Annotated in this window: 15 protein-coding genes and 1 pseudogene; 7 read left to right on the forward strand and 9 right to left on the reverse strand. The window is 43.0% G+C overall.

All coding sequences use genetic code 11. The features are described from left to right. The first annotated feature begins 159 nt into the window (after positions 1–159). From L6494_RS23875 to L6494_RS23895, 5 genes are all read left to right on the forward strand, one after another. Positions 160–1,143 (forward strand): SDR family oxidoreductase, encoded by a 984-nt coding sequence (locus L6494_RS23875; RefSeq protein ID WP_237990210.1) that lies wholly within the window; start codon positions 160–162, stop codon positions 1,141–1,143. Between the two features lie 278 nt (positions 1,144–1,421). Beyond that, positions 1,422–2,339, forward strand: coding sequence for an NAD(+) kinase (locus L6494_RS23880; protein ID WP_237990211.1), 918 nt, complete (start codon positions 1,422–1,424; stop codon positions 2,337–2,339). A gap of 114 nt (positions 2,340–2,453) precedes the next feature. Next, positions 2,454–3,140 (forward strand): response regulator transcription factor NblR, encoded by a 687-nt coding sequence (gene nblR, locus L6494_RS23885; RefSeq protein ID WP_237990212.1) that lies wholly within the window; start codon positions 2,454–2,456, stop codon positions 3,138–3,140. A 177-nt stretch (positions 3,141–3,317) separates the two neighbouring features. Continuing rightward, positions 3,318–3,833 (forward strand): DUF192 domain-containing protein, encoded by a 516-nt coding sequence (locus tag L6494_RS23890; protein ID WP_237990213.1) that lies wholly within the window; start codon positions 3,318–3,320, stop codon positions 3,831–3,833. A gap of 533 nt (positions 3,834–4,366) precedes the next feature. Further along, positions 4,367–4,558, forward strand: a complete 192-nt coding sequence (locus tag L6494_RS23895) for a DUF2949 domain-containing protein (protein WP_242039351.1) — start codon at positions 4,367–4,369, stop codon at positions 4,556–4,558. Between the two features lie 117 nt (positions 4,559–4,675). Here the strand turns inward: L6494_RS23895 and L6494_RS23900 are convergent. The 5 genes and pseudogenes from L6494_RS23900 to lpdA form a co-directional block, all read right to left on the reverse strand. Beyond that, positions 4,676–4,786: pseudogene (locus L6494_RS23900) on the reverse strand (transposase); the annotation flags it as partial. Positions 4,787–4,905: 119 nt separating this feature from the next. Further along, positions 4,906–5,520, reverse strand: coding sequence for a Uma2 family endonuclease (locus L6494_RS23905; protein ID WP_237990214.1), 615 nt, complete (start codon positions 5,518–5,520; stop codon positions 4,906–4,908). Positions 5,521–5,575: 55 nt separating this feature from the next. Continuing rightward, complete coding sequence (locus L6494_RS23910) at positions 5,576–5,809, reverse strand: DUF5340 domain-containing protein (protein WP_237990215.1); 234 nt, start codon at positions 5,807–5,809, stop codon at positions 5,576–5,578. A gap of 433 nt (positions 5,810–6,242) precedes the next feature. Then, entirely contained in the window at positions 6,243–7,133 is an 891-nt protein-coding gene (gene trpC, locus L6494_RS23915) for an indole-3-glycerol phosphate synthase TrpC (RefSeq protein WP_237990216.1), read from the reverse strand. 197 nt (positions 7,134–7,330) lie between these two features. Further along, positions 7,331–8,758 (reverse strand): dihydrolipoyl dehydrogenase, encoded by a 1,428-nt coding sequence (lpdA, locus tag L6494_RS23920; RefSeq protein ID WP_237990217.1) that lies wholly within the window; start codon positions 8,756–8,758, stop codon positions 7,331–7,333. Positions 8,759–8,996: 238 nt separating this feature from the next. Between lpdA and L6494_RS23925 the strand changes: the two genes are divergently transcribed. Then, the gene (locus tag L6494_RS23925) at positions 8,997–10,778 is read left to right on the forward strand and encodes an SWIM zinc finger family protein (protein ID WP_237990218.1); all 1,782 of its coding nucleotides are present in this window, start codon (positions 8,997–8,999) and stop codon (positions 10,776–10,778) included. A gap of 137 nt (positions 10,779–10,915) precedes the next feature. Here L6494_RS23925 and L6494_RS23930 read toward each other — a convergent pair whose 3' ends face one another. The 4 genes from L6494_RS23930 to L6494_RS23945 all read right to left on the reverse strand — a co-directional run bounded on the left by L6494_RS23930 (position 10,916) and on the right by L6494_RS23945 (position 19,504). Further along, entirely contained in the window at positions 10,916–15,136 is a 4,221-nt protein-coding gene (locus tag L6494_RS23930) for a chemotaxis protein CheB (protein WP_237990219.1), read from the reverse strand. A gap of 159 nt (positions 15,137–15,295) precedes the next feature. Then, positions 15,296–16,468: a molybdopterin-synthase adenylyltransferase MoeB gene (gene moeB / locus L6494_RS23935; protein ID WP_237990220.1), complete on the reverse strand. Its 1,173-nt coding sequence runs from the start codon at positions 16,466–16,468 to the stop codon at positions 15,296–15,298. A gap of 192 nt (positions 16,469–16,660) precedes the next feature. Then, a complete protein-coding gene (locus L6494_RS23940; RefSeq protein ID WP_237990221.1) occupies positions 16,661–17,098 on the reverse strand; it encodes a Mov34/MPN/PAD-1 family protein in 438 nt (145 codons plus the stop codon). A gap of 201 nt (positions 17,099–17,299) precedes the next feature. Continuing rightward, on the reverse strand, positions 17,300–19,504 hold the full coding sequence (locus L6494_RS23945; protein WP_237996252.1) for a heavy metal translocating P-type ATPase: 2,205 nt from the start codon (positions 19,502–19,504) through the stop codon (positions 17,300–17,302). Positions 19,505–20,126: 622 nt separating this feature from the next. Between L6494_RS23945 and L6494_RS23950 the strand changes: the two genes are divergently transcribed. Continuing rightward, complete coding sequence (locus L6494_RS23950; RefSeq protein ID WP_237990222.1) at positions 20,127–20,435, forward strand: FeoA family protein; 309 nt, start codon at positions 20,127–20,129, stop codon at positions 20,433–20,435. Positions 20,436–20,452: the final 17 nt, after the last annotated feature.

The raw sequence follows: 20,452 nt of genomic DNA on the forward strand, positions 1-20,452 counted from the left end.
TGTCCCCAGGAAAATAGCGTGTCCGTCAACCGGACAACGCTGTTTTGTCTATTTTGTACGTATCAATGACGTTTTCCTTAAAAAGAAGTAAACTTTTGTTTACAGATATAATTCTGTTAAGATTCTTTTCATAAAAGTTTAAAATTTGTTAATACCCTCATGACCTTATTAATAGTGGGTGCTACAGGCACTTTAGGAAGACAAGTGGCTCGTCGGGCGATCGATGAGGGATATAAAGTACGCTGTCTGGTTCGCAGTGCTAAAAGAGCTGCTTTTTTAAAAGAATGGGGTGCAGAACTTGTCAAAGGAGATTTGTGTCGCCCCGAAACCCTCACAGGCGCATTAGAAGGGGTTACAGCAGTTATTGATGCTGCCACTTCCCGTGCTACAGATTCACTGACTATTAAACAGGTAGACTGGCAAGGTCAGGTAGCCTTAATCCAAGCGGCAAAGGCTGCGGGTGTAGAACGTTTTATATTCTTTTCTATTCTTGATGCCGATAAGTACCCAGAAGTCCCACTCATGGAGATTAAGCGGTGTACTGAACTATTTTTAGCCGAATCTGGAATAAATTACACAATCTTACGATTAGCCGGCTTCATGCAAGGGTTAATCAGTCAGTATGGCATACCTATTTTAGAAGGGCAACCCGTTTGGGTAACGGGCAATTCTTCACCCGTCGCTTACATGGACACTCAAGATATCGCCAAGTTTGCGGTGCGTGCCTTGAGTGTACCAGAAACCGAAAAACAAGCTTTCCCAGTGGTAGGAACTCGTGCTTGGAGTGCAGAGGAAATTATCAACCTTTGTGAACGCTTGTCTAACAAAGAAGCCAAAGTCAGACGAATGCCAATCAACCTGCTGCGTACTGTGCGCGGAATTGCACGCTTCTTTCAGTGGGGATTGAATGTAGCAGATAGATTAGCGTTTACAGAAGTATTGGCCAGTGGTAAGGCTTTAAATGCGCCAATGGATGAAGTATATACAGTATTTGGATTAGAACAAGAACAGACAACTACTTTAGAAGGCTATCTCCAAGAGTATTTCAACCGTATTATGAAAAAGCTCAAAGAGCTAGACTACGAAAAAACTAAAAAGCAGAAATCTAAAAAGACTCCGTTTAAAAAAGTCAATAGTCAATAATCAATAGTTATTGGGAATTGGGAATTGGGAATTGTACTTCTAGGTCGTTCGCGGTAGCGTTGCGTAGTGAAGTCATTATGCTTCTTGCTTCCTTTTCCCCTTTCCTCCCCTGTCACCTATCACCTGTCACCTATCACCTATTTTCAATAGAGAAAGTGCAGAATATCAGTCTTTTAGCTGTTGACTTTTGACTTTTAACTCTAGACTAATGACTCGTGATCCAAAATGTGTAAGGATTACAAAAGAAAAAGCATCGCCTATTATTTGGATATTTGAGTGTGCCGAAAGCAGGCATTATCTACAATGACGTTAAACCGGTAGCCGTTCGTGTGGCTACCGAATTGAAAGACAAGCTAACCGCAGCCGGTTGGGATGTATGTATTACATCAAGTGTCGGTGGCATATTGGGCTATTCTAATCCTGAAAGTCCTGTCTGCCACACCCCTATTGATGGTCTGACACCCCCTGGATTTGAGTCAGAAATGAAGTTTGCCATAGTCCTAGGGGGGGACGGCACTGTTTTAGCAGCTTCGCGTCAAGTTGCTCCCTGCGGTGTTCCCATTTTAGCGGTGAATACCGGTCACATGGGCTTTTTAACGGAAGCATACCTGAATCAATTGCCCCAAGCAATAGAACAGGTAATGGCTGGTGAGTATGAAATCGAAGAACGTGCCATGCTCACTGTTAAAGTCCTACGAGGGGAGTCTGTGCTTTGGGAATCATTGTGCTTAAATGAAATGGTGTTACATCGAGAACCATTAACCTCGATGTGTCATTTTGAAATTGCGATAGGTCGTCATGCGCCAGTTGATATTGCTGCTGATGGGGTAATTGTTTCTACACCAACGGGTTCTACCGCTTATTCTTTAAGTGCTGGTGGCCCTGTTGTTGCGCCTGGCGTACCTGTATTGCAGTTAGTACCTATTTGTCCCCACTCGTTGGCTTCTAGGGCTTTAGTGTTTCCAGACACAGAACCAGTTAATATCTATCCAGTCAATATTCCTCGCTTAGTCATGGTAGTGGATGGTAATGGCGGTTGCTACATTTTCCCAGAGGATCGAGTATATTTGGAGCGATCGCACTACACCGTCAAATTCATCCGCCTACAACCACCCGAATTTTTCCGCATCCTGCGCGAAAAATTAGGTTGGGGTCTACCTCATATTGCCAAACCTGCTTCGGTAGAATTACCTTAGTCAATAGTTTTTATCCCCAATCCCCAATCCCCAGGAGTTATTTAATTTTGAATTTTGAATTTTGAATTTTGAATTTTGAATTGATTTGTCCCCAATCCCTAGTCCCAAAAGGTTATGACACCTGCTCAAAGTCCTTGTGTTTTGGTCATTGAAACGGATGATAGCCTAGCTAATCAGCTATCGTTTGATTTGCAAGAAGCTGGCTATGAGGCGGTTTTAGCAAATGATGCAACTAGTGGTTTGCAATCTTATCACGATCGCCAACCTGCTTTAGTGGTTCTCGACCGAATGCTTGCAGGTGAATCAGGACTAGCACTGTGCAAAAATCTGAGGAACGCTGGAATGCGATCGCCAGTCCTCATACTCATGGCCAGGGATACAGTAGATGATCGGGTAGCTTGTCTAGAAGCTGGTGCTGATGATTACATCCTCAAACCCTATCGCGCAGAAGACTTTTTAAAGTTAATTCGCCTCTACCTCAAACCTGATGTTGAGACTACAGAACAGTTGCGTTTTGGGGATATGGTTTTAGACTTAGCTACCCGTCGTGCGATTTACAACGGTCGAATCGTTGACCTGACCATGAAGGAATTTGAACTCTTAAAATTTTTAATGGAACATCCTCGTGAAGTCTTAACCCGTGAACAAATTTTAGAAAATGTCTGGGGTTATGACTTTATGGGAGAATCTAACGTTATAGAAGTTTATATTCGCTACTTACGTTTAAAAATCGAAGATGAAGGTCAAAAACGCCTTATTCAAACAGTGCGCGGCGTAGGTTATGTACTTCGAGAATCTTAAATAGTGGTGAGTGGTGAGTGGTGAGTGCTGTTAGCGGTAGCGCGGCGTTTAGCCGGTGCTGAGTGTATTTAATTTTGAATTTTGAATTTTGAATTTTGAATTTTGAATTATAAAGCATGGGCTATTTGTGAGAAATTTCTGTAAAATCGAAATCTAAATTACCAAATTAAAAATTGTATGATGCGTTGGTTAACTTTTATTCCAATGCTGCTGAGTATTTTTTTGATGGGGTGTTCTGTGCAATCAACAGCTAAATCTCCCGAAAAAACTGCTCAAGCACCAATATCATTGGGGCAAACATTACCCATTTCTGCCAAGGCAATTGTTCCCAATGGTACAACAATTGAGTTAGAAGTGGCGCGAACACCTGAACAGCAATCACTCGGACTGATGTATCGCCCAGCCTTACCAGACAATAGGGGAATGCTATTTCAATTTTCCTCGGCACAACCGGTGAGCTTTTGGATGAAAAATGTCCCTGTGGCTCTGGATATGGTCTTTTTACAAAATGGTGTAGTTAAGTATATTAAAACTTCTGCCCCGCCTTGCACTAGTGACCCTTGTCCTAACTATGGCCCGAAAGTACCTATTGATAAAGTCATTGAATTGCGATCGGGACGAGCTAAGGAATTAAATCTTCAGGAAGGTGATAGTATCAAAATTGAGTTTTTAGATACGCGAGGTTTACCGTAATTAACCTTGGCATAGCTGACTTCACAGGGCTAGAGCAAATGGGCATTCATAAGTTTTACGTAAAAAATATATCAAGTATACGTAAAACGACAAATTTTGAGGTTACTATTTAATATAATCTCAAAAATAGTAAATCCTACGACTTATCAGGTAAAATCACAACCTAACGAATTAGATAGCTGAAAATCTTACTTTTGGCATAAGTGTAATCAGTCATTGATCAGGCAGTATTAGCTATGGAATCTTGATTACTAGATGTGTAGTCAAAAAGCATTACAGTAGCAAAGATAAATCCATGCTTCAGAATCACTTTTAGTCAAAATAATCACCAGGAGAATAGCGTTAGAGCTAGAAAAATCTAGATTTGGCTAGTTTTTGCAGACGATATGCCTCCTTTTTAAGAAAATTAGCTAAATTGACTAGTGTGTTTATCCGGTAATCGTAAATTCACGGGTGAAGTAATAGTTGCAGGCTACAGATAAATGAGAAACCAATACTTGACGGTACATATTAAGGAAGGAGGTGAGTTACAAATGTCACCATCAACATATTCACGACTAATTCGGTTCTTACAGGAAGATTTGTCTATTTCAGCAGCATCTTTAGGAGTGGCGTTGCGTCATCGAGAGCAAGATCCGGGGCCTTTACCGATGATTCTTTGGCAGTATGGTTTGATTACTTTAGACCAACTAGAACAAATTTATGATTGGTTGGAAACAGCGTAGAATATGAGTTCTCATGAAGGAGAATCAAAGTATGGTAAATCTACTCTGTCTCTTACGAGGGCTAACAGATAGAGAGGTTTATTTTTGAATTTTCTCTTTATGGTTCTTCGGTTACTTTTATGGAGAATTAATAGAAGAGTGCCAGTTTAATACACTGCGTAATCGAAAATTACTAAAGTTACGAAAGCCATACCCAAGTCTTTTAATTAACTTGAGTTTATTATTAATTCTTTATACCAACTCGATGCGAACAGCACCATCTAAGGGTAGACTATTGGGGAAGTGTGACAATTTCAGAGGTAAATTGATTGTCATGGTAATTATTTCCCAATCAATCAAATAATTAATTATTTAGCTGCATCAAAAATCTGCTGTGCGGTTAAATTTAATTGGGGGAAGGTAGGTGATTGAATCGCTGTGTTACCTTGAAACGGAGTCATTTGATATTCACCATCAACTAAACTACATACAAAAATAGTCGGTTGTTTGGGATTACCGATAAATTTCCTAGCTCCCAAAGCAGCATAATCAGCAATCCAATATTCAGGAATGCCCATTTCCTCATAGTCAGCAAATTTGTTGTAGTAATCATCTCGCCAGTTAGTCGATACAACCGCAACCACCAATGGCACAGATGCAGCTTGGCTGACTGTTGACTGCTTTTGAAAAAGCGGTTCGTTGCTGAGGTTATCTAGATTTAATAACAATACATCGGGTGAATAAGCAGATTCAGCATTAGGAGTTTTGACGAATGCAGTTTTGGGTATGGTGTAAGGACGGTTTAGGCGATCAAACTCGACAGTTAACTTACGGGCTATAAATCCCACAACTTTTTCATGTTCTCCGCTTGGAGGGGGCATTTCAAAATTTACTCCGTTACGTAATTCATAGCGTTTACCATCGTTGGGATACCATTCAATAAATTCATCAAATGTCAGTAATTTTGGCAAAGATTGGGTCATAATCTTACCTACATATATGTTTTTATGTTTTACTTGATCAAACGCTGCATATTTTTCATGAATTAGTCTGATGATTAATTGACCAACGGTGTTCTACTGGTACAGAAGAACCTTGACAACTTTCTTCTAAGTGCTTTTGTTGGACTACTGCTTTACGGAGAGTAATAATTAGTTGATTAACTTGATATCGCAGTTCAGGGTTATTATTGACTGCTGACATGGTTTGCCTTTCTAATAGTTGGAGTATAAGTTCGTAGTGAATGGGTGACGGTAGAGGGATTTGCTCCATGTAGTTAATTGATAGTTTTAATTAAGTAATTTTTATTTTGTATTAAGTCAATTTTGACACAAAAAATAAATATTTAACTTAGATTTTAGATAATCAACTAAGCAGCCCCTAGTACCGCTTTGCGGAAGTCAATACTTCGACAGGCTCAGTAACCAGTCAAAAGTCAAAAATCCAGAGTCTGTAGGGACGGGTTCACAGATATACCCGAATCATTCACGAAGATTTCTCTCAAAGATCCCCTACTGTTTCAGGACTTACGCAAGTGTCACAATCGATGGTTGGTGCGTGACGCTATCAGTCTTATTACTACGTTCAAATACTTTTGCAGCGTCACACACCCTACATAAAACCAATTCGCAATGGACTAACGTCCCGCTTTTCTACGAGACGCTACCGCGATCGCTAACGCAATTAATTCAGCTCTGAATAGTTTTCAAGTAGAATGGGAAAATAAACGCGCGATCGCTAATTCTGGATCAGGCTGTTTGACTAAGGATTCGCCAATCAAGACGGCGGTTGCACCAGCTTGTGAGACTAAATTTAAATCCTCTGGGGTATGTAATCCTGACTCACTGACAATTAGAATATTTTTTTCCTGTAATTGGCTACCCCTGGCAGCTAAAATTTGGCAAGTTGTTTGTAAATCAACAGAAAAATCTGCTAAATTACGATTATTGATTCCTACTAAAGATACACCATCTAAAGCCAATACACGGTCAAGTTCTTCGAGATTGTGAACTTCAATCAATGCTGCCATATTAAGACTCTTGGCAATTTTGAGGAAGTATTGCAAGTCTTGATCGCTGAGGATAGCTGCAATTAATAAAACTGCATCTGCACCTCGCAAGCGGGCTAAGTACATTTGATAAGGATAGATGACAAAATCCTTACACAGTAGCGGCAAATCTACAGCATTACGGACTTTAGATAGATTATCAAAGCTACCTTGAAAAAACTTACTATCCGTTAAAACAGAAAGACAGCTAGCACCACCTTGTTGATAGGATAGGGCGATCGCTACGGGGTCAAAATCTTCACGAAATACGCCTTTACTGGGGGAAGCTTTTTTTACTTCTGCAATCAACGCAGGTTTAGTTATACCTTGTTTTAAAGCCGCGACAAAATCACGCGTTGGTGGGGCGGTGAGTGCTTGCTTCTGCAATTCTCGTAAAGGCACTCTTTCGCGCATTTGTTCAACTTCTATCTCCTTCTGCCAGACAATTTCCTCTAGGATATGCTGCGGTTCTGCATCTGGGACAGCAGCTTGATAGCGCAATATAGAGACATTTATAGCCGGGTTCGGTTGACGGCGACGGATTTGCATAATTTGGGGACTGGGGACTGGGGACAAATCAATTCAAAATTCAAAATTCAAAATTCAAAATTAAATAACTCCTGGGGACTGGGGACTGGGTATCGGGGATTGGGGCATGGATCAGGAGAAAAGAACTTAGTTAAGATATCCTGACACCCCTACACCCCTACACCCCTACACCCCTATACCCTTACACCCTTATACCCCTAGACAATTGCTCGTTTATATGCTTCATCCAACACTTCTGATAGCGTTGGGTGGGCGTGAACTAAATGGGCTAGGGTTTGGACAGATTGACGATTAGCGACGGCGGCGGATGCTTCGTGGATTAAGTCGGAGGCGTGTAAGCCAAAAATATGTACGCCTAAAACTTCTCCGGTATCTTTGCGGTAGATGACTTTGGCGATACCGTCGGCTTCGTTTTCTGCCAAGGCTTTGGAATTGCCTTTGAAGTAACTTCTACTGGTGGCGACTTCAAAACCTTCTGTTTGTCCTAATTCTTTCGCTGCTGTTTCCGTTAAGCCAACATAGCTGACTTCGGGATGGGTAAATGCGGCGGCGGGAATGCTGCGATAATCGACTGTTCTATCACGTCCAACCATATTTTCGACAGCGATGATACCCTGGGCTGAGGCTGCGTGTGCTAGCATCATTTTGCCGTTAGCGTCACCAATTGCCCATAAATGGGGTACAACTTCACCTGCTGATAACACTGCCATGCGATCGTCAACAGGAATAAAATTGCGGCGGTCAAGTTCTACACCCACAGATTCTAAACCGAGATTTTTGGTAGCTGGGATGCGTCCTGTGGCTACTAAGCAAGCATCCACTTCGATAACATCAACATCTTCTTTGGTTTTGAAATCTGCCAATTCAATCACTACAGGCGAACCGGGAATAACTTTTTTGGCGTAGATTCCCACTTTGGTTTCAATATCGCGGGGTGTAATTAGTACCCGTTCGGCGAGTTTAGCAATATCGCGGTCAAAACCTGGCATGAGTTGATCAAGGGCTTCAATCAAGGTGATTTCACAGCCCAAAGCTGAGTAAACATCAGAAAATTCTAAACCGATGTAACCACTACCAATAATGGCTACCCATTCCGGGAGTGTTTCTAGTTTCACGCCTTGGTCGCTAGTAAACACGGTTTTGCCGTCTACTTCAATCCCTGGGGGGACGAAGGGTACAGAACCAGGAGAAAGAATTATATCTTTAGCGGTGATGGTTTTTTCGCCACCGTCTCCCGTCACCGTGACTTTTTGTGTGCCGGCGAGTTTACCCCAACCCCTGATGATATCGACTCCCAGGCGTTTGAGGCTGTTTGTTAAATCCCCTTGAATTTTGGAAACAAGATTATTGGCGTGATCTGCGATCGCTTGACGATCAAATTCTACACCGCCAATTTGGATTCCCAAAGACTTCAAGTGATGGGCATCGCGCAGTTCCCGCACACGTCCAGATGCGGCTAACAACGCCTTAGAAGGAATACAGCCTCGGTTGACACAAGTTCCCCCCATATCGGCTGCTTCGATAATCGCTGTTTTTAAGCCGCAACTTACGGCGTGTAGGGCTGCGCCATGTCCCCCTACACCAGCTCCTATAATTACTAAATCGTAATCAAAGTCATGACTCACGTTAGTTTCCCCGTGTGCTTCGCATTATCTATTTTCAACTTCACTCGCCATCAGTGCAACCCCTATTCTTAATTCAAAATTCAAAATTCAAAATTCAAAATTAAAGAACTTCTGCCCCTCTGCTTCCCCAGTCCCCATTCCCTATTCCATTATGACCGTGAAAGTATTTGCAGGGCGATCGCTGAACCAGTAATCTTGAATTAAAATCACCTATAGGATTCTTCCAGGCGATCGCTTAATGTCTTTTCCCAATATCAGTGAATTTACAGTCCGTCGTTATGCTAACTCCAAGTCTTTTCAACGCGGTGAGGCATATTTTCAATCAGGTGCTGTGACCAAAATTACCCAACGTGGTCAGCAGATACAGTCTGAAGTTGAAGGTCGTGAAGCTAAACCTTATCAAGTCTGCTTGAATTTTGATGACAAAGCCATAGCCTCTGCCTATTGTAATTGTGCCTACAACTTTGATGATTGGTGTAAACATATTGTGGCGACGGCACTGGTATTAACCCGTCAACCAGACATTATTGAACAACGCCCCACCCTAGAACAGTTACTAAATCGTCTCGATGCTGTGCAGACTCAGAGGCTAGTACAGGAATTGGTGGCAGAAGAACCCCAACTAATTGATATTATCGATCAACACGTCAGTTGGATGACAAACCCTGTATCGAAACCCCTATCTACCCAATCTGAGCGACAAATTACTGTGAATCTCCCTGCTTTGCGGGGACAAATTAAGGAGATTCTGCGGGAGGCGGTGAGTTATTTTCAGGAGGGGTATGAGGAAGATCCCCTGACAGAAGAATTATTTAGTTTGGTGCAAGGGGCTTTAGAGTTTAGCGAACAGGGAGAAAGTTATAATGCGATCGCAGTTCTCGAAGCTATTACCGCTACCTGTGCCGAAAATTGGGATGAGGTTTTAGAATACGGTGGTGATAATAATGAAATCGCTTGGGAATTGAATATTGCTTGGTGTGAGGTGATACTCTGTGCCGAACTTACCCCAGAAGAAAAGGTTGATGTTCAAGTAAATTTGGAAGTTTGGCAAGACGAATGGAATACTGATTTTGGGATGGCTTTAGAAGCTTTACGCCAAGGCTGGGATGATCCGCAATTGATGCAGGTTCTCCAGGGAAACATCAGTGAAAGGGGAGTTTGGGGACAAGAAATACCAGACTATGCTGATGATTTAGCTATGATTCGCCTGAAAATTCTCGATCATCAAGAACGCTATCAAGAATACTTATATTTAGCCCAGGCAGAAGGACAAACCCAAGCCTATCTCACCATGTTAGGACGCTTAGGCAGGGTAGAGGAAGCCGTGATAGCCGCCCAAACTGAAATGAGTTCAATGGAAGAAGCTTTCGCTTTAGCCAAAACCCTCGCAGAACAAGGTTCATTACCGCAAGCTTTGGAAATTGCCCAAACTGGTTTTAAGTTATGGGGAAATTGTCAGTACGCATTAGGCATTTGGACAAGTGATTTAGCTTTAGAATTGGGTAATCGTGAAGTTGCTTTATTAGCACTCAAGGCCGCTTTTGAAGTTAAGCCCCACTTTGTTGATTATCAAAAAATAGCAGAATTAGCCGGGGAAGATTGGGAGAGTATTAAACCCGACTTATTGAAAATTATCAGCACTTCTGACCATTGGGAAATACAAGCAGCCAAAGTAGACATACTTTTACATGAAGGTTTAATTGATGATGCTATTACAAGTGTTAGCGAACTGAGTCATTATCATGTAGCTTTAGTTCACCGCGTCATGGAAGTAGCCATTTCTCAGAATCCTGACTGGGTAATTGCTAACTCTCGCCGCCGTGCTGAAAGAATTATGGATGAGGGTAAAGCAGAATATTATAGCGAAGCGATTGAATGGTTAAAACAAGCACGCGCCGCCTACATAGCATCTGGAAGACAAGCACATTGGGCGAGTTATCGTGAAAATTTGATGGAAATCCACGGACGTAAGCGTAAATTGATGGGGATGTTAAAAGAAATTGAACTCTCCTGGCTTTGAAAAACCAGGATTCCGACTTGATTTGCGATCGGAGGAGGGGGTTGGGCGTGGGGTTCTTGTACCTCACTCAAGCGAGAACTGCTATGAGGTTGATACAGGAACAACAATGCTATTCGGTTACTAGGTTTCCTTGCTGTTTAAGGGGAGCGATCGCTCAAATTTGCAATCATCAATACCAATTGGGTTAGGTCAATCGGTTTAGCTAGATGCACTTGAAAACCGGCATCAATCGCCTTTTGTCGCTCTTGCTCGGTCGCATAGGCAGTGATTGCTGCGGCTGGAATTTGTCCCCCAATTTCAGGCTCAAGCTCTCTAACGTGACGAATCAGGGTGAAACCATCCTCCTCTGGCATCCCAATATCTGCTAGAAGCACATCATATTTGCCCGGAGATTCAATGAGAGCTGCGATCGCTTCCTTTGCCGATGTAACAACCACTACTTCAGCCCCGGAGTCTTCTAACATCTGCTTGATTAAATCGCGACTGTCCGCTTGATCATCTACAGCCAGGATGCACAGCCCTTCAAGAGTAGGGGATGGAATCTGATTATCTAATGTATCCAGAGTCGCTGACACAACGCTCGGCTCTAAATTTGGTGCAGTCATCTCCAAAGGGATTAAGCTCAGAGGCAGCCTGACGGTGATCGTAGTTCCTTGTTCCTTGCCTGGACTTTGCGCTTGAACTGTCCCGCCGTGGAGTTCGATAAGATGACGGACGATTGACAAGCCCAATCCAAGACCCTGACTCATTTTGCTGCTGCTGGAATCTCCTTGGCGGAAGCGATCGAACACATACGGCAGCAAGTCTGGCTGGATGCCAATTCCTGTGTCGCTGACGCGAATTTCAGCCTGAGTATATACAGATTCGATCGTGATTTCCACTCTCCCATCGGTGGGAGTGAACTTAATCGCGTTAGAAAGTAAATTCCACATAACTTGCTGTAAGCGATCAAAATCTCCGACAACCGTGGCTGAGTTCAAGTGTGAAACAATGTGAATGTTTTTCGCTTCTGCGGAAAATTGGACAGATTCAATCGCGGCATCCACTACGGAAACTAGATCAACTAAATGAGTGTTTAAATGAAGCTTTCCACTGGTAATCCGTGAGACATCCAGCATATCATCGATTAACTGAGCTTGCATTTTAGCACTCCGCTCCACTACTTCCCAGGCACGAGTGACTGTTGCTTGATCTAAATTGCGGGTACGGAAGAGTTGCGCCCAGCCGAGTATAGTATGGAGCGGGTTACGCAGTTCGTGAGAGAGGTTCGACAGGAATTCATTTTTAGCTTGGTTAGCAGTTTCTGCATCTTGACGGGCTAACTGCTCCTGTGCTAGTAATTGCGATCGCTCTAACTCAAACTGCTGGCGATCGCTGATATCTTCAATCGCCAGCAAAATCCTTTCATCATCTCCCTGTTGTATAATTTTCCAACCATTGAGCAGCATAGTTTTCTTCCCAATCCGCTCAAAATAATGCTCTACTTCCCAGTTTTTAATACTCTTATTATTGGCGAGAATGTCTTCTAGGAGCGATCGCAGTCCGGGCAAATTCCATTGACCGTTTCCTAGTTCAAAAATCAGCGATTGCGCTGTCTCTAATGGTGAAACCTGAAATGTTTCATAAAACGAGCGATTGGCTTTGTTCACCCGGAAATCAGAGTCAAGCACGATTAATGGCACTTGTACCGTCTCCACAATCCCTTCAGCGTAATTCCGGGCTTGTTCTAAGGTTACTGCACTCCGTTTAAGAACATCAATATCTATTAACACCAACACTACACCGTCAATCTGGTTTTCTGTGGTGCGATAAGGACGGATGCGGAGGTTGTACCAATATCCATCCAGGGTTTGAACTTCTAATTCTTTGATGCTGAGTGTGTCAAGTACCTCCAAAATTATAGTTTCTAACTCAGGAATATTTAAATTGGCTCTGATGTCGCTCAAAAGTCGACCAGCATCGGTGGGAATTAAATTGAAAAGCCGTTGCGCCATTGGCGTAAAACGTCTAACGCATAAGTCATTTGTCAATATCAAAATGGGAATATTGATACTAGCAAGCAAATTCATGAGATCGTTGTTAACTTGGTGTAATTCCAAATTTCGAGAGCGAAGTTCTTCATTGGTTGTGTTGAGTTCTTCGTTGGTTGCTTGAATCTCTTCTTTGGCAGTTTCTAGCTCCTCATTGGTGCTTTGCAACTCTTCATTGCTCGATAGAATTTCTTCATTAGCCACTTTCAGGTCTTGATTGATATGTTCTTGTTCTTGGATGACTGCTTGCAGATATTCTTGAACCGCTGTCCGCTCTTTGTTGGCGGTTACAAGTTCCTGCCTGAGCCGAAGAATCTCCCGCGCTGAGTCTCCCTGTTCTAAGCTTTCAGGATTTACCGTGTTGAAGTTGTTAACTGTGGCTGGGGCTTGTTCAAATAAGACCAGAAAGTAGAATTCTTTGTCAGTCGCCGGCTGAAATGGAATCACTTCAAGATTGATGATTCTAGAAAGATCGCCCTCTTCAATCCGTAACCCTTCTCTTCTAACTAGAATTTTTTGCCGTTGTGCCTGATAAATTGTTGCCCGTAGCTCGATCAGCAAGCCTTGGCGCAGCATTTTGAATAAGTTAATACTTGGTTTCCCAGGTACAAGTTTTAGGTAGAGATCGATTTCTCCCCGAAATTGCAGCACCTCCATCTTGTCGTTGATCACCACACCCACTGGGGCATAGTGATTCAAGATCAGTTGGTCAGTTTTTTTCTCTAAGTCAAACTCATCTGATGTATTTTCATTAATCTCGTTAGGTTGATCCAATTTTACTATCGGATAATTGCTGGTAACGAACGAAAGAAGTGGCCGAGTTGCAGTTAGTTTTTTGGCATAAATTTTATAATTTTTGTCAATCAGAGTAAAAAAATCCGAATATTTACCTGTACTTTCTGAAGTACCTAGCAGCAGGAAGCCAATCGGATTCAGACTGTAATGAAAGATGGGTAGTATCCGTTTTTGTAACGTTTCGCCCAAGTAAATCAGTACATTCCGGCAGCTAATTAAATCTAAGCTGGAAAAAGGGGGGTCACTGCCCAAATCTTGTCTGGCAAACACACATAGTTCGCGGACAGCTTTACTAATTTGATATCCACGACTCTCAATGACATTAAAAAATCTGCGGCGGCGTTCTGGTGAGACTTCCACCATTTGATTCTCTGCATAAATGCCTAATCTTGCTTTGTCAATTGCTATTTCGCTGATATCTGTAGCAAAAATCTGGATTGGCGGCTGGGTTACTGTATCCGACAAAAACTCCAGCAAGGAAATAGCGATGGAATACACTTCTTCGCCCGTCGAACACCCAACTACCCAAATCCGAATCGGCAACTCTGCTGATTTGTTTTGGATGATGGTAGGAAAGACTTGCTCTTTCAAGAGTTGAAATGCTTCGGGATCGCGGAAAAAATGGGTGACGTGGATCAGAATTTCTTCATAGAGTGCCTTGATTTCACTCGGATTATTTTGCAAATACTCGACATAATCCTCCAAGCGTTCTAGTTTATACAACAGCATTCGCCTCTGGATTCGGCGATCGAGGGTGTTGGGCTTGTAGTGGCTAAAGTCAACGCCAGTTTGCGATCGCAGTAATACAAATATAGTCGCCAGGGCATCCCCCTGTTCGGGCAACTTCTCAACCGCGATCACTGGCAAAGAGTTAGAAATAAAAGGATTGCGACTGAGGTTTACCAGTTCCTCGGCGATTTTTTGCGGCGGTAGCACAAAATCCACATTCCCGGTAGCAACAGCAGTATTGGGCATACTATCAAATTTTGCCGTGTCTTCACACTGAGCAAAAGTCACGCCTCCAGCTGCCTTGATGGCCTTCAGCCCCAGTGAACCGTCTCCATCTGCTCCAGATAAAACCACTGCGATCGCTTTGCGCCCTCGATCTGCTGCTAATGAAGTAAAGAACGCATCAGCAGGCATATATTTTCCATGAATTTTCTCTCGCGGCGTGAGTTGCAACACCCCACCAGACAATATCATCTTAGTGTTAGGCGGAATAATGTATACTTTGTTAGGTTCTACAGTTAGGCCGTCTTCCACTTCAGTGACTGGCATTTTAGTTGTTCTTGCCAGAATCTCGCTCAACAGACTCTTGTGGTTAGGGTCTAAGTGTTGAATCAGCACAAATGCCATCCCTGTATCGGTCAGCAAATGTTTGAGTACCCCCGTAAATGCCTCTAATCCACCCGCAGAGGCGGCAATGCCAACGATGGGAAATAAAGCATCTCTAGTGTCTTGTATATCTAGGTTGAAAGCTTCATTGGCGGTAGATTTAGATCCATTTTGCTCAGAGGGTTGATCATGTGTCATAGTATAAATTTTAATACTTTAATGGTTCAGTATCTAAGGTTTGTGAGATACGCTCCATCAAACCCCCATCATTAATTAATTTGCCAAAAACAAGAATCCACGTATCTCCAAGATACCTGGATTCTGAAACTTTAATGACAAATTAAATAGGAGTCTAAATTAATACTCTGGAACAGAAGGATCAACTTCCCGACTCCAAGCGGTGATACCACCTTTGACATTTGTACCCACAATCCCGGCTTCCTTGAGGATAGCTAGGGCTTTAGCCGATCGCCCGCCCATCTTACAATGAGCAATTAAACGATGACCGTTGAGTGCTTCTTTGACTTTGGCGACACCATTACCATTTTCAATTTCTGGTAGCGGAACTAACACCGAACCAGGAATTTTCGCAATGTCGTACTCGTGGGGGTTACGCACATCTAACAGCACAAAATCTTTCGCACCACTATCAAGTAATTCCTTCAACTGAGTCACAGTTATTTCTTGCATATCTTGCTGTTGTTGCGCTTCGGCTGCTTTGGCTTGGGGGATACCACAGAATTGTTCGTAGTCTATCAGCTTTTCAATAACTGGACGAATGGGGTTAGGACGCAGCTTTAACTCCCGGAATTTCATATCCAGGGCATTATATAACAAGAGTCTGCCACTCAAGGTATTACTATTACCAAGAATAATTTTGACGGTTTCCGTGGCTTGAATGACACCAATCATCCCCGGTAGAATACCCAAGACTCCACCTTCTGCACAGGAAGGGACCATTCCTGGTGGTGGTGGTTCGGGGTATAAGTCGCGGTAGTTCGGCCCGCCTTCGTAGTTAAATACAGTTGCTTGTCCTTCAAAACGGAAAATTGAACCGTAGACGTTGGGTTTGTCTAACAATACGCAAGCGTCGTTGACTAGATATCTGGTGGGGAAGTTATCTGTCCCATCTACGACAATATCGTAAGGTCTGATAATATCTAGGGCATTCTCCGAACTTAGGCGCGTTTCGTAGAGGTCAACTTGACAGTAGGGGTTAATCTCGTGAATGCGGTTTTTCGCGGATTCAATCTTGGGTTTACCTACCCAGGATGTACCGTGAATAACTTGGCGTTGCAGGTTGGAAGTATCTACAACATCGAAATCAACGATACCAATGCGGCCGATACCGGCGGCTGCTAAATATAACAGTAGTGGTGAACCTAGTCCACCTGTACCGATACATAAAACACTGGCGGCTTTCAGGCGTTTTTGCCCTTCTACTCCCACTTCCGGCAATATTAGGTGACGGGAGTAGCGTTCGTAATCGTCTTTGGTTAACTGGATATCTTCCAGATTGGGATTGAGCATAACAGTTTGAATGAGGAAGCGCGGATTATTGATTGTATCGAAAAATGATATCTGTCTCTATATTTAAAAATTATGTTATCAGGAAACTGGGGACTGGGGACTAATCAAGTCAAAAGTCAAGTTTAAATTGATGGATAAGCAAGTTTGTAGTAAGGACTTTAGTCCTGATTTTTCTAAGGACTAAAGTCCTTACTACGAACCTTGAAAGTGATGAGTGTGATCAAGACTCCAAGTTTTGATGTCACCGGCTACACCCTTTTGGACGGACACTATTATATATAGGTATCCTTGCCAAGCATACAGGCGATCGCATTCTGAGGGAATGGCTGGATAGTCGGGATGGGAATGATAGATACCAATGATGCTGAGTGAGCGATCGCGGGCTGATTTTTGTACTTGTAACATGACTTGGGGTGCGATCGCATATCGTCTTTCGGTGCTATGGGTTGTTTTATCCGCAGCAAAGTTATCTGCTTCGCTATTCCAAGCATTTGCTGTTGGTATGACTTCGACTACAGTTTTCACCCCATCCGCCAGATATCCCAAAATTAACCCACAGCATTCATCAGGGTAAGTGGTTTCAGCATGGTTAAAGATGGTTTGCTGATGTTCTGGTAGAAGTTTGATCATTAGACTCTTGCATAAATATTTTTTTGTTTCGCGCAAAGGCGCAAAGGCGCAAAGAAGGACGCTATAGTTAGGGACTTGCAAGAGACTCCATGAATTGCACTCACAAGGAGCAATGAAAATTTATTTTCCCTACTCCCCACTCCCTATAGTCACTAGAAGTTCTTTAATTTTGAATTTTGAATTTTGAATTTTGAATTGGTATTACCTCGGCGGATCTCTGTGCATGAGGGGACGTAAACCATTTAAGCCGGCTGCAATGGCTGAACCGTTATGAACGACTGTCGCCGCTAGGGGATGTAGTCCTACGGTGGTGGCTAGTCCGAGTGCGGCTAAATTGGGAACTACGGCTAAACCGATATTTTGCTGAATGACTGTTTGGGTTTCACGGGCGATCGCAATTGCTTCTACAAAACTGCTGAGGTTATCATCCATGAGGACTACATCTGCTGTTTCTCTGGCTACTTCTGAACCTCCACTAAAGGAGATAGAAACGTCAGCATAGGCTAACGCAATGGAATCATTTAAGCCGTCGCCTGTAAATGCTACTGTTTTTCCAGCTTGATGTAATTTCAGGATGGTATCAGCTTTTTGCTCTGGGAATGCTTCGGCATGAACTTGGGATAAGGGAATACCTAATTGTTCGGCGACAGCTACAGCCCGTTGCTGATTATCTCCTGTTAATAGGTGAATTTCCATGCCGTATTCAGTTTGTAATTGCTGAATGATGGCGGGACTTTCTGGACGCAACGGATCGGTGTAATAAATTACGCCTTGGAATTCTTGATTGACTGCTACATATAATAAGGAATCATGGGCAGAAATGCGACAATTGAGATGCTGGGGACAATCTACATGGTTGCATTGATGGGCTTCATACAGACAATCTAAGGGGATACCAGATTGACGTAAAAAGCGATCGCTTCCTACTAAGACTTCTTCACCGTCGATTTTAGCTTTGACCCCTAACCCAATTTCATACGCAAATTCTTGGCGGGACAGAATTTCTATCCCTAATTTTTCGGCATAACGTACCACTGCTTCGGCGACTGGGTGAGTTAAGCGTTGTTCGGCGGCGGCGGCAAGTTCTATTAATCTGTGGGTAGAAGTTCTTCCGGCTACGGTTTCTACTTCCACAACTTCAATGTCGCCTTTGGTTAATGTGCCTGTTTTATCAAAGACTAAAGTATCTACTTCTGCCAATTTTTCTAACGCATGACCACTGCGAATGAGAACCCCGTGTCTAGTAGCGTGGTGTAATGCGGCTAAGAATGTTGTCGGTAAGGAAACGCGAATACCTGTTACAAAGTCGAGGGTAAGAATAGATGCAGCCCTAGCTGGACTACCTGTAGCGGCTAATACTAGTCCCGCGAAAATCAACGCAGGCATAATGGCTTTATCTGCAACCGTGGCGGCATAATTCCCCATGCGGGTGTCGTGAACGGGGGCTTGTTGGACTAACTCAATACTTGCCCCTGCACGGGTAGCATTCCCCACACGTTCTGCTTGAATGTAAATCTCTCCTTCCCGGACTAGGGTAGAAGCATAAACCGATTGTCCCACCTCGCGCATGACTGGCATTGATTCGCCTGTGAGTTTTTGCTGGTCGATTAAAGCTTTACCACGCAATATCTGACCATCTACGGGTATTTGCTCACCGGGATAAACAATTACTGTATCTTTTAGTTGCACTTCTATGGCTAAGATGCGTTTTTTCTGTCCATCTGGTTGTTGTACCCATGCAAAATGTCCGAGGGAATCGAGTAAATCGGCGGCGTTATTTTCGGTAACTCTGGCGGTGCGATCGCGGATCATATCCCCAATTTCATGCAGTGTCATCACCAAAGCCGGGGTGAGGAGATTTCCTTGACTAGAAGTTAAGGCGATCGCCATTAAATCCAGACAATCTATATTTAGTTTCTGTTTTTGGGTGATACTGGCATAGGCACGTTTAGCAATGGGTACAGCCGCCAGTGCGACAGTTGCAGCAATCATCGCCGGGGGAATCGGCAAACCCAACCCCAATAAAGCCAAAACTGTAGCGAAAGCAGGTAATTTTAACCCAGCATCTGCTGTTGCTTCTACTTGTGGCTTTTTGCCTTTTACTGGTTGACTTGTCTTGGCTACTTGCAGCATCCGCACTAAATATGCTGAGATCAAATCAGTATTAGCATCAGATAATTGATATTGAATGGCAATAGAAGCAGCCGGGCAATTCACACGCACTTTTGTAATGCGGCTGTCAGACTCTAGTAAATCTTGTAGACGTTCCGCATAATGGGGGTCATGGGCTAGTAAGGGGACGCGAAATCTTACCCTACCTGGAATTTTATGCACTACACAATAGTCAATTCCCTGGGCTGGCGTAATTTTCCCCTGGACTGCTGCTGATTTTGTGGCGATCGTCATCATGATTTCCCCCTCATAGTTTTGTAGCGATGTGATGGGTGGGGATTCATCCTACAAGAGATTTCAACATCCCACTAACCTTTAACTAATTCACCGCAGAGCTAGGATAACAGCGAACTGAAAAACTAAGTCTATTTAATAATATTGCTAGTTAATTTTTTACTAACGCAAGTAATTTTAAATATTATAAACAAACTAATACTTTCGACATAAATCTATACTCTATTTTTCCCAAATTTCTACTGTTTTTTGATGTATTAAGCAATTCTTAACCAAAAATTTAGGTTGTGCAGAAATTCCATTGAATGTATTAAAAATAATTCTCAAGAAGTAGAATAAATTTAACTGCAATTACCCAAGTTAAATCAGGTTCGGATTATTAGTTATGCTTCTAACAGTCTTTGAACCCCACCCCCAACCCCTCCCCGTGAACGGGGAGGGGAGACAAAGCGTAGCTGTGGCGGGGTGGGGTTCTTCGGGTTTCATAAATAATCAAGCGGACATGATATCAGTGCTAATTCCTAATAAAGCTACAAAGAAGACAACGGGTAAAGCAGTATTGCTGTTGAATGTATTCTGTGACGACATTTCAGTTGTCAATCATCGCCTGTAAAGGAGTTGCATGAGTGTAAAACTATCAATACTAAAACCCGGTCAAATTGCTACTATCACCGCAATTAACACCAAAGAATCTGGTTTACACAGACGACTAGAAGCGATGGGTTTCAAAGTTGGGCAACAAGTAAAGCTACTCCGCAAAGCCTGGCTGAAAGGCCCCCTACATCTACGCGTGGGATTAACTACAGAAGTAGCCATGCGACGACATGAAGCCGAGGAAATTTTGGTGAAGATGGGGAGTGGGGATAGGGAAGCAGGGGAGGTAGGGGAGGTAGGGGAAGCAGGGGAAGAAAATTCAATGTCCATTGACTAAAAATTACGAATTACCCT

It is taken from the genome of Nostoc sp. UHCC 0870, assembly GCF_022063185.1.
GTDB lineage: Bacteria > Cyanobacteriota > Cyanobacteriia > Cyanobacteriales > Nostocaceae > Trichormus.

Bases quoted from the DNA above. Each gene is read 5' to 3' on its own strand.
- L6494_RS23875 (WP_237990210.1), top strand. From the start codon at position 160: ATGACCTTATTAATAGTGGGTGCTACAGGCACTTTAGGAAGACAAGTG.
- nblR (WP_237990212.1), top strand. From the start codon at position 2,454: ATGACACCTGCTCAAAGTCCTTGTGTTTTGGTCATTGAAACGGATGAT.
- L6494_RS23890 (WP_237990213.1), top strand. From the start codon at position 3,318: ATGATGCGTTGGTTAACTTTTATTCCAATGCTGCTGAGTATTTTTTTG.
- L6494_RS23895 (WP_242039351.1), top strand. From the start codon at position 4,367: ATGTCACCATCAACATATTCACGACTAATTCGGTTCTTACAGGAAGAT.
- L6494_RS23905 (WP_237990214.1), bottom strand. From the start codon at position 5,520: ATGACCCAATCTTTGCCAAAATTACTGACATTTGATGAATTTATTGAA.
- L6494_RS23910 (WP_237990215.1), bottom strand. From the start codon at position 5,809: ATGGAGCAAATCCCTCTACCGTCACCCATTCACTACGAACTTATACTC.
- trpC (WP_237990216.1), bottom strand. From the start codon at position 7,133: ATGCAAATCCGTCGCCGTCAACCGAACCCGGCTATAAATGTCTCTATA.
- L6494_RS23925 (WP_237990218.1), top strand. From the start codon at position 8,997: ATGTCTTTTCCCAATATCAGTGAATTTACAGTCCGTCGTTATGCTAAC.
- L6494_RS23930 (WP_237990219.1), bottom strand. From the start codon at position 15,136: ATGACACATGATCAACCCTCTGAGCAAAATGGATCTAAATCTACCGCC.
- moeB (WP_237990220.1), bottom strand. From the start codon at position 16,468: ATGCTCAATCCCAATCTGGAAGATATCCAGTTAACCAAAGACGATTAC.
- L6494_RS23940 (WP_237990221.1), bottom strand. From the start codon at position 17,098: ATGATCAAACTTCTACCAGAACATCAGCAAACCATCTTTAACCATGCT.
- L6494_RS23945 (WP_237996252.1), bottom strand. From the start codon at position 19,504: ATGACGATCGCCACAAAATCAGCAGCAGTCCAGGGGAAAATTACGCCA.
- L6494_RS23950 (WP_237990222.1), top strand. From the start codon at position 20,127: ATGAGTGTAAAACTATCAATACTAAAACCCGGTCAAATTGCTACTATC.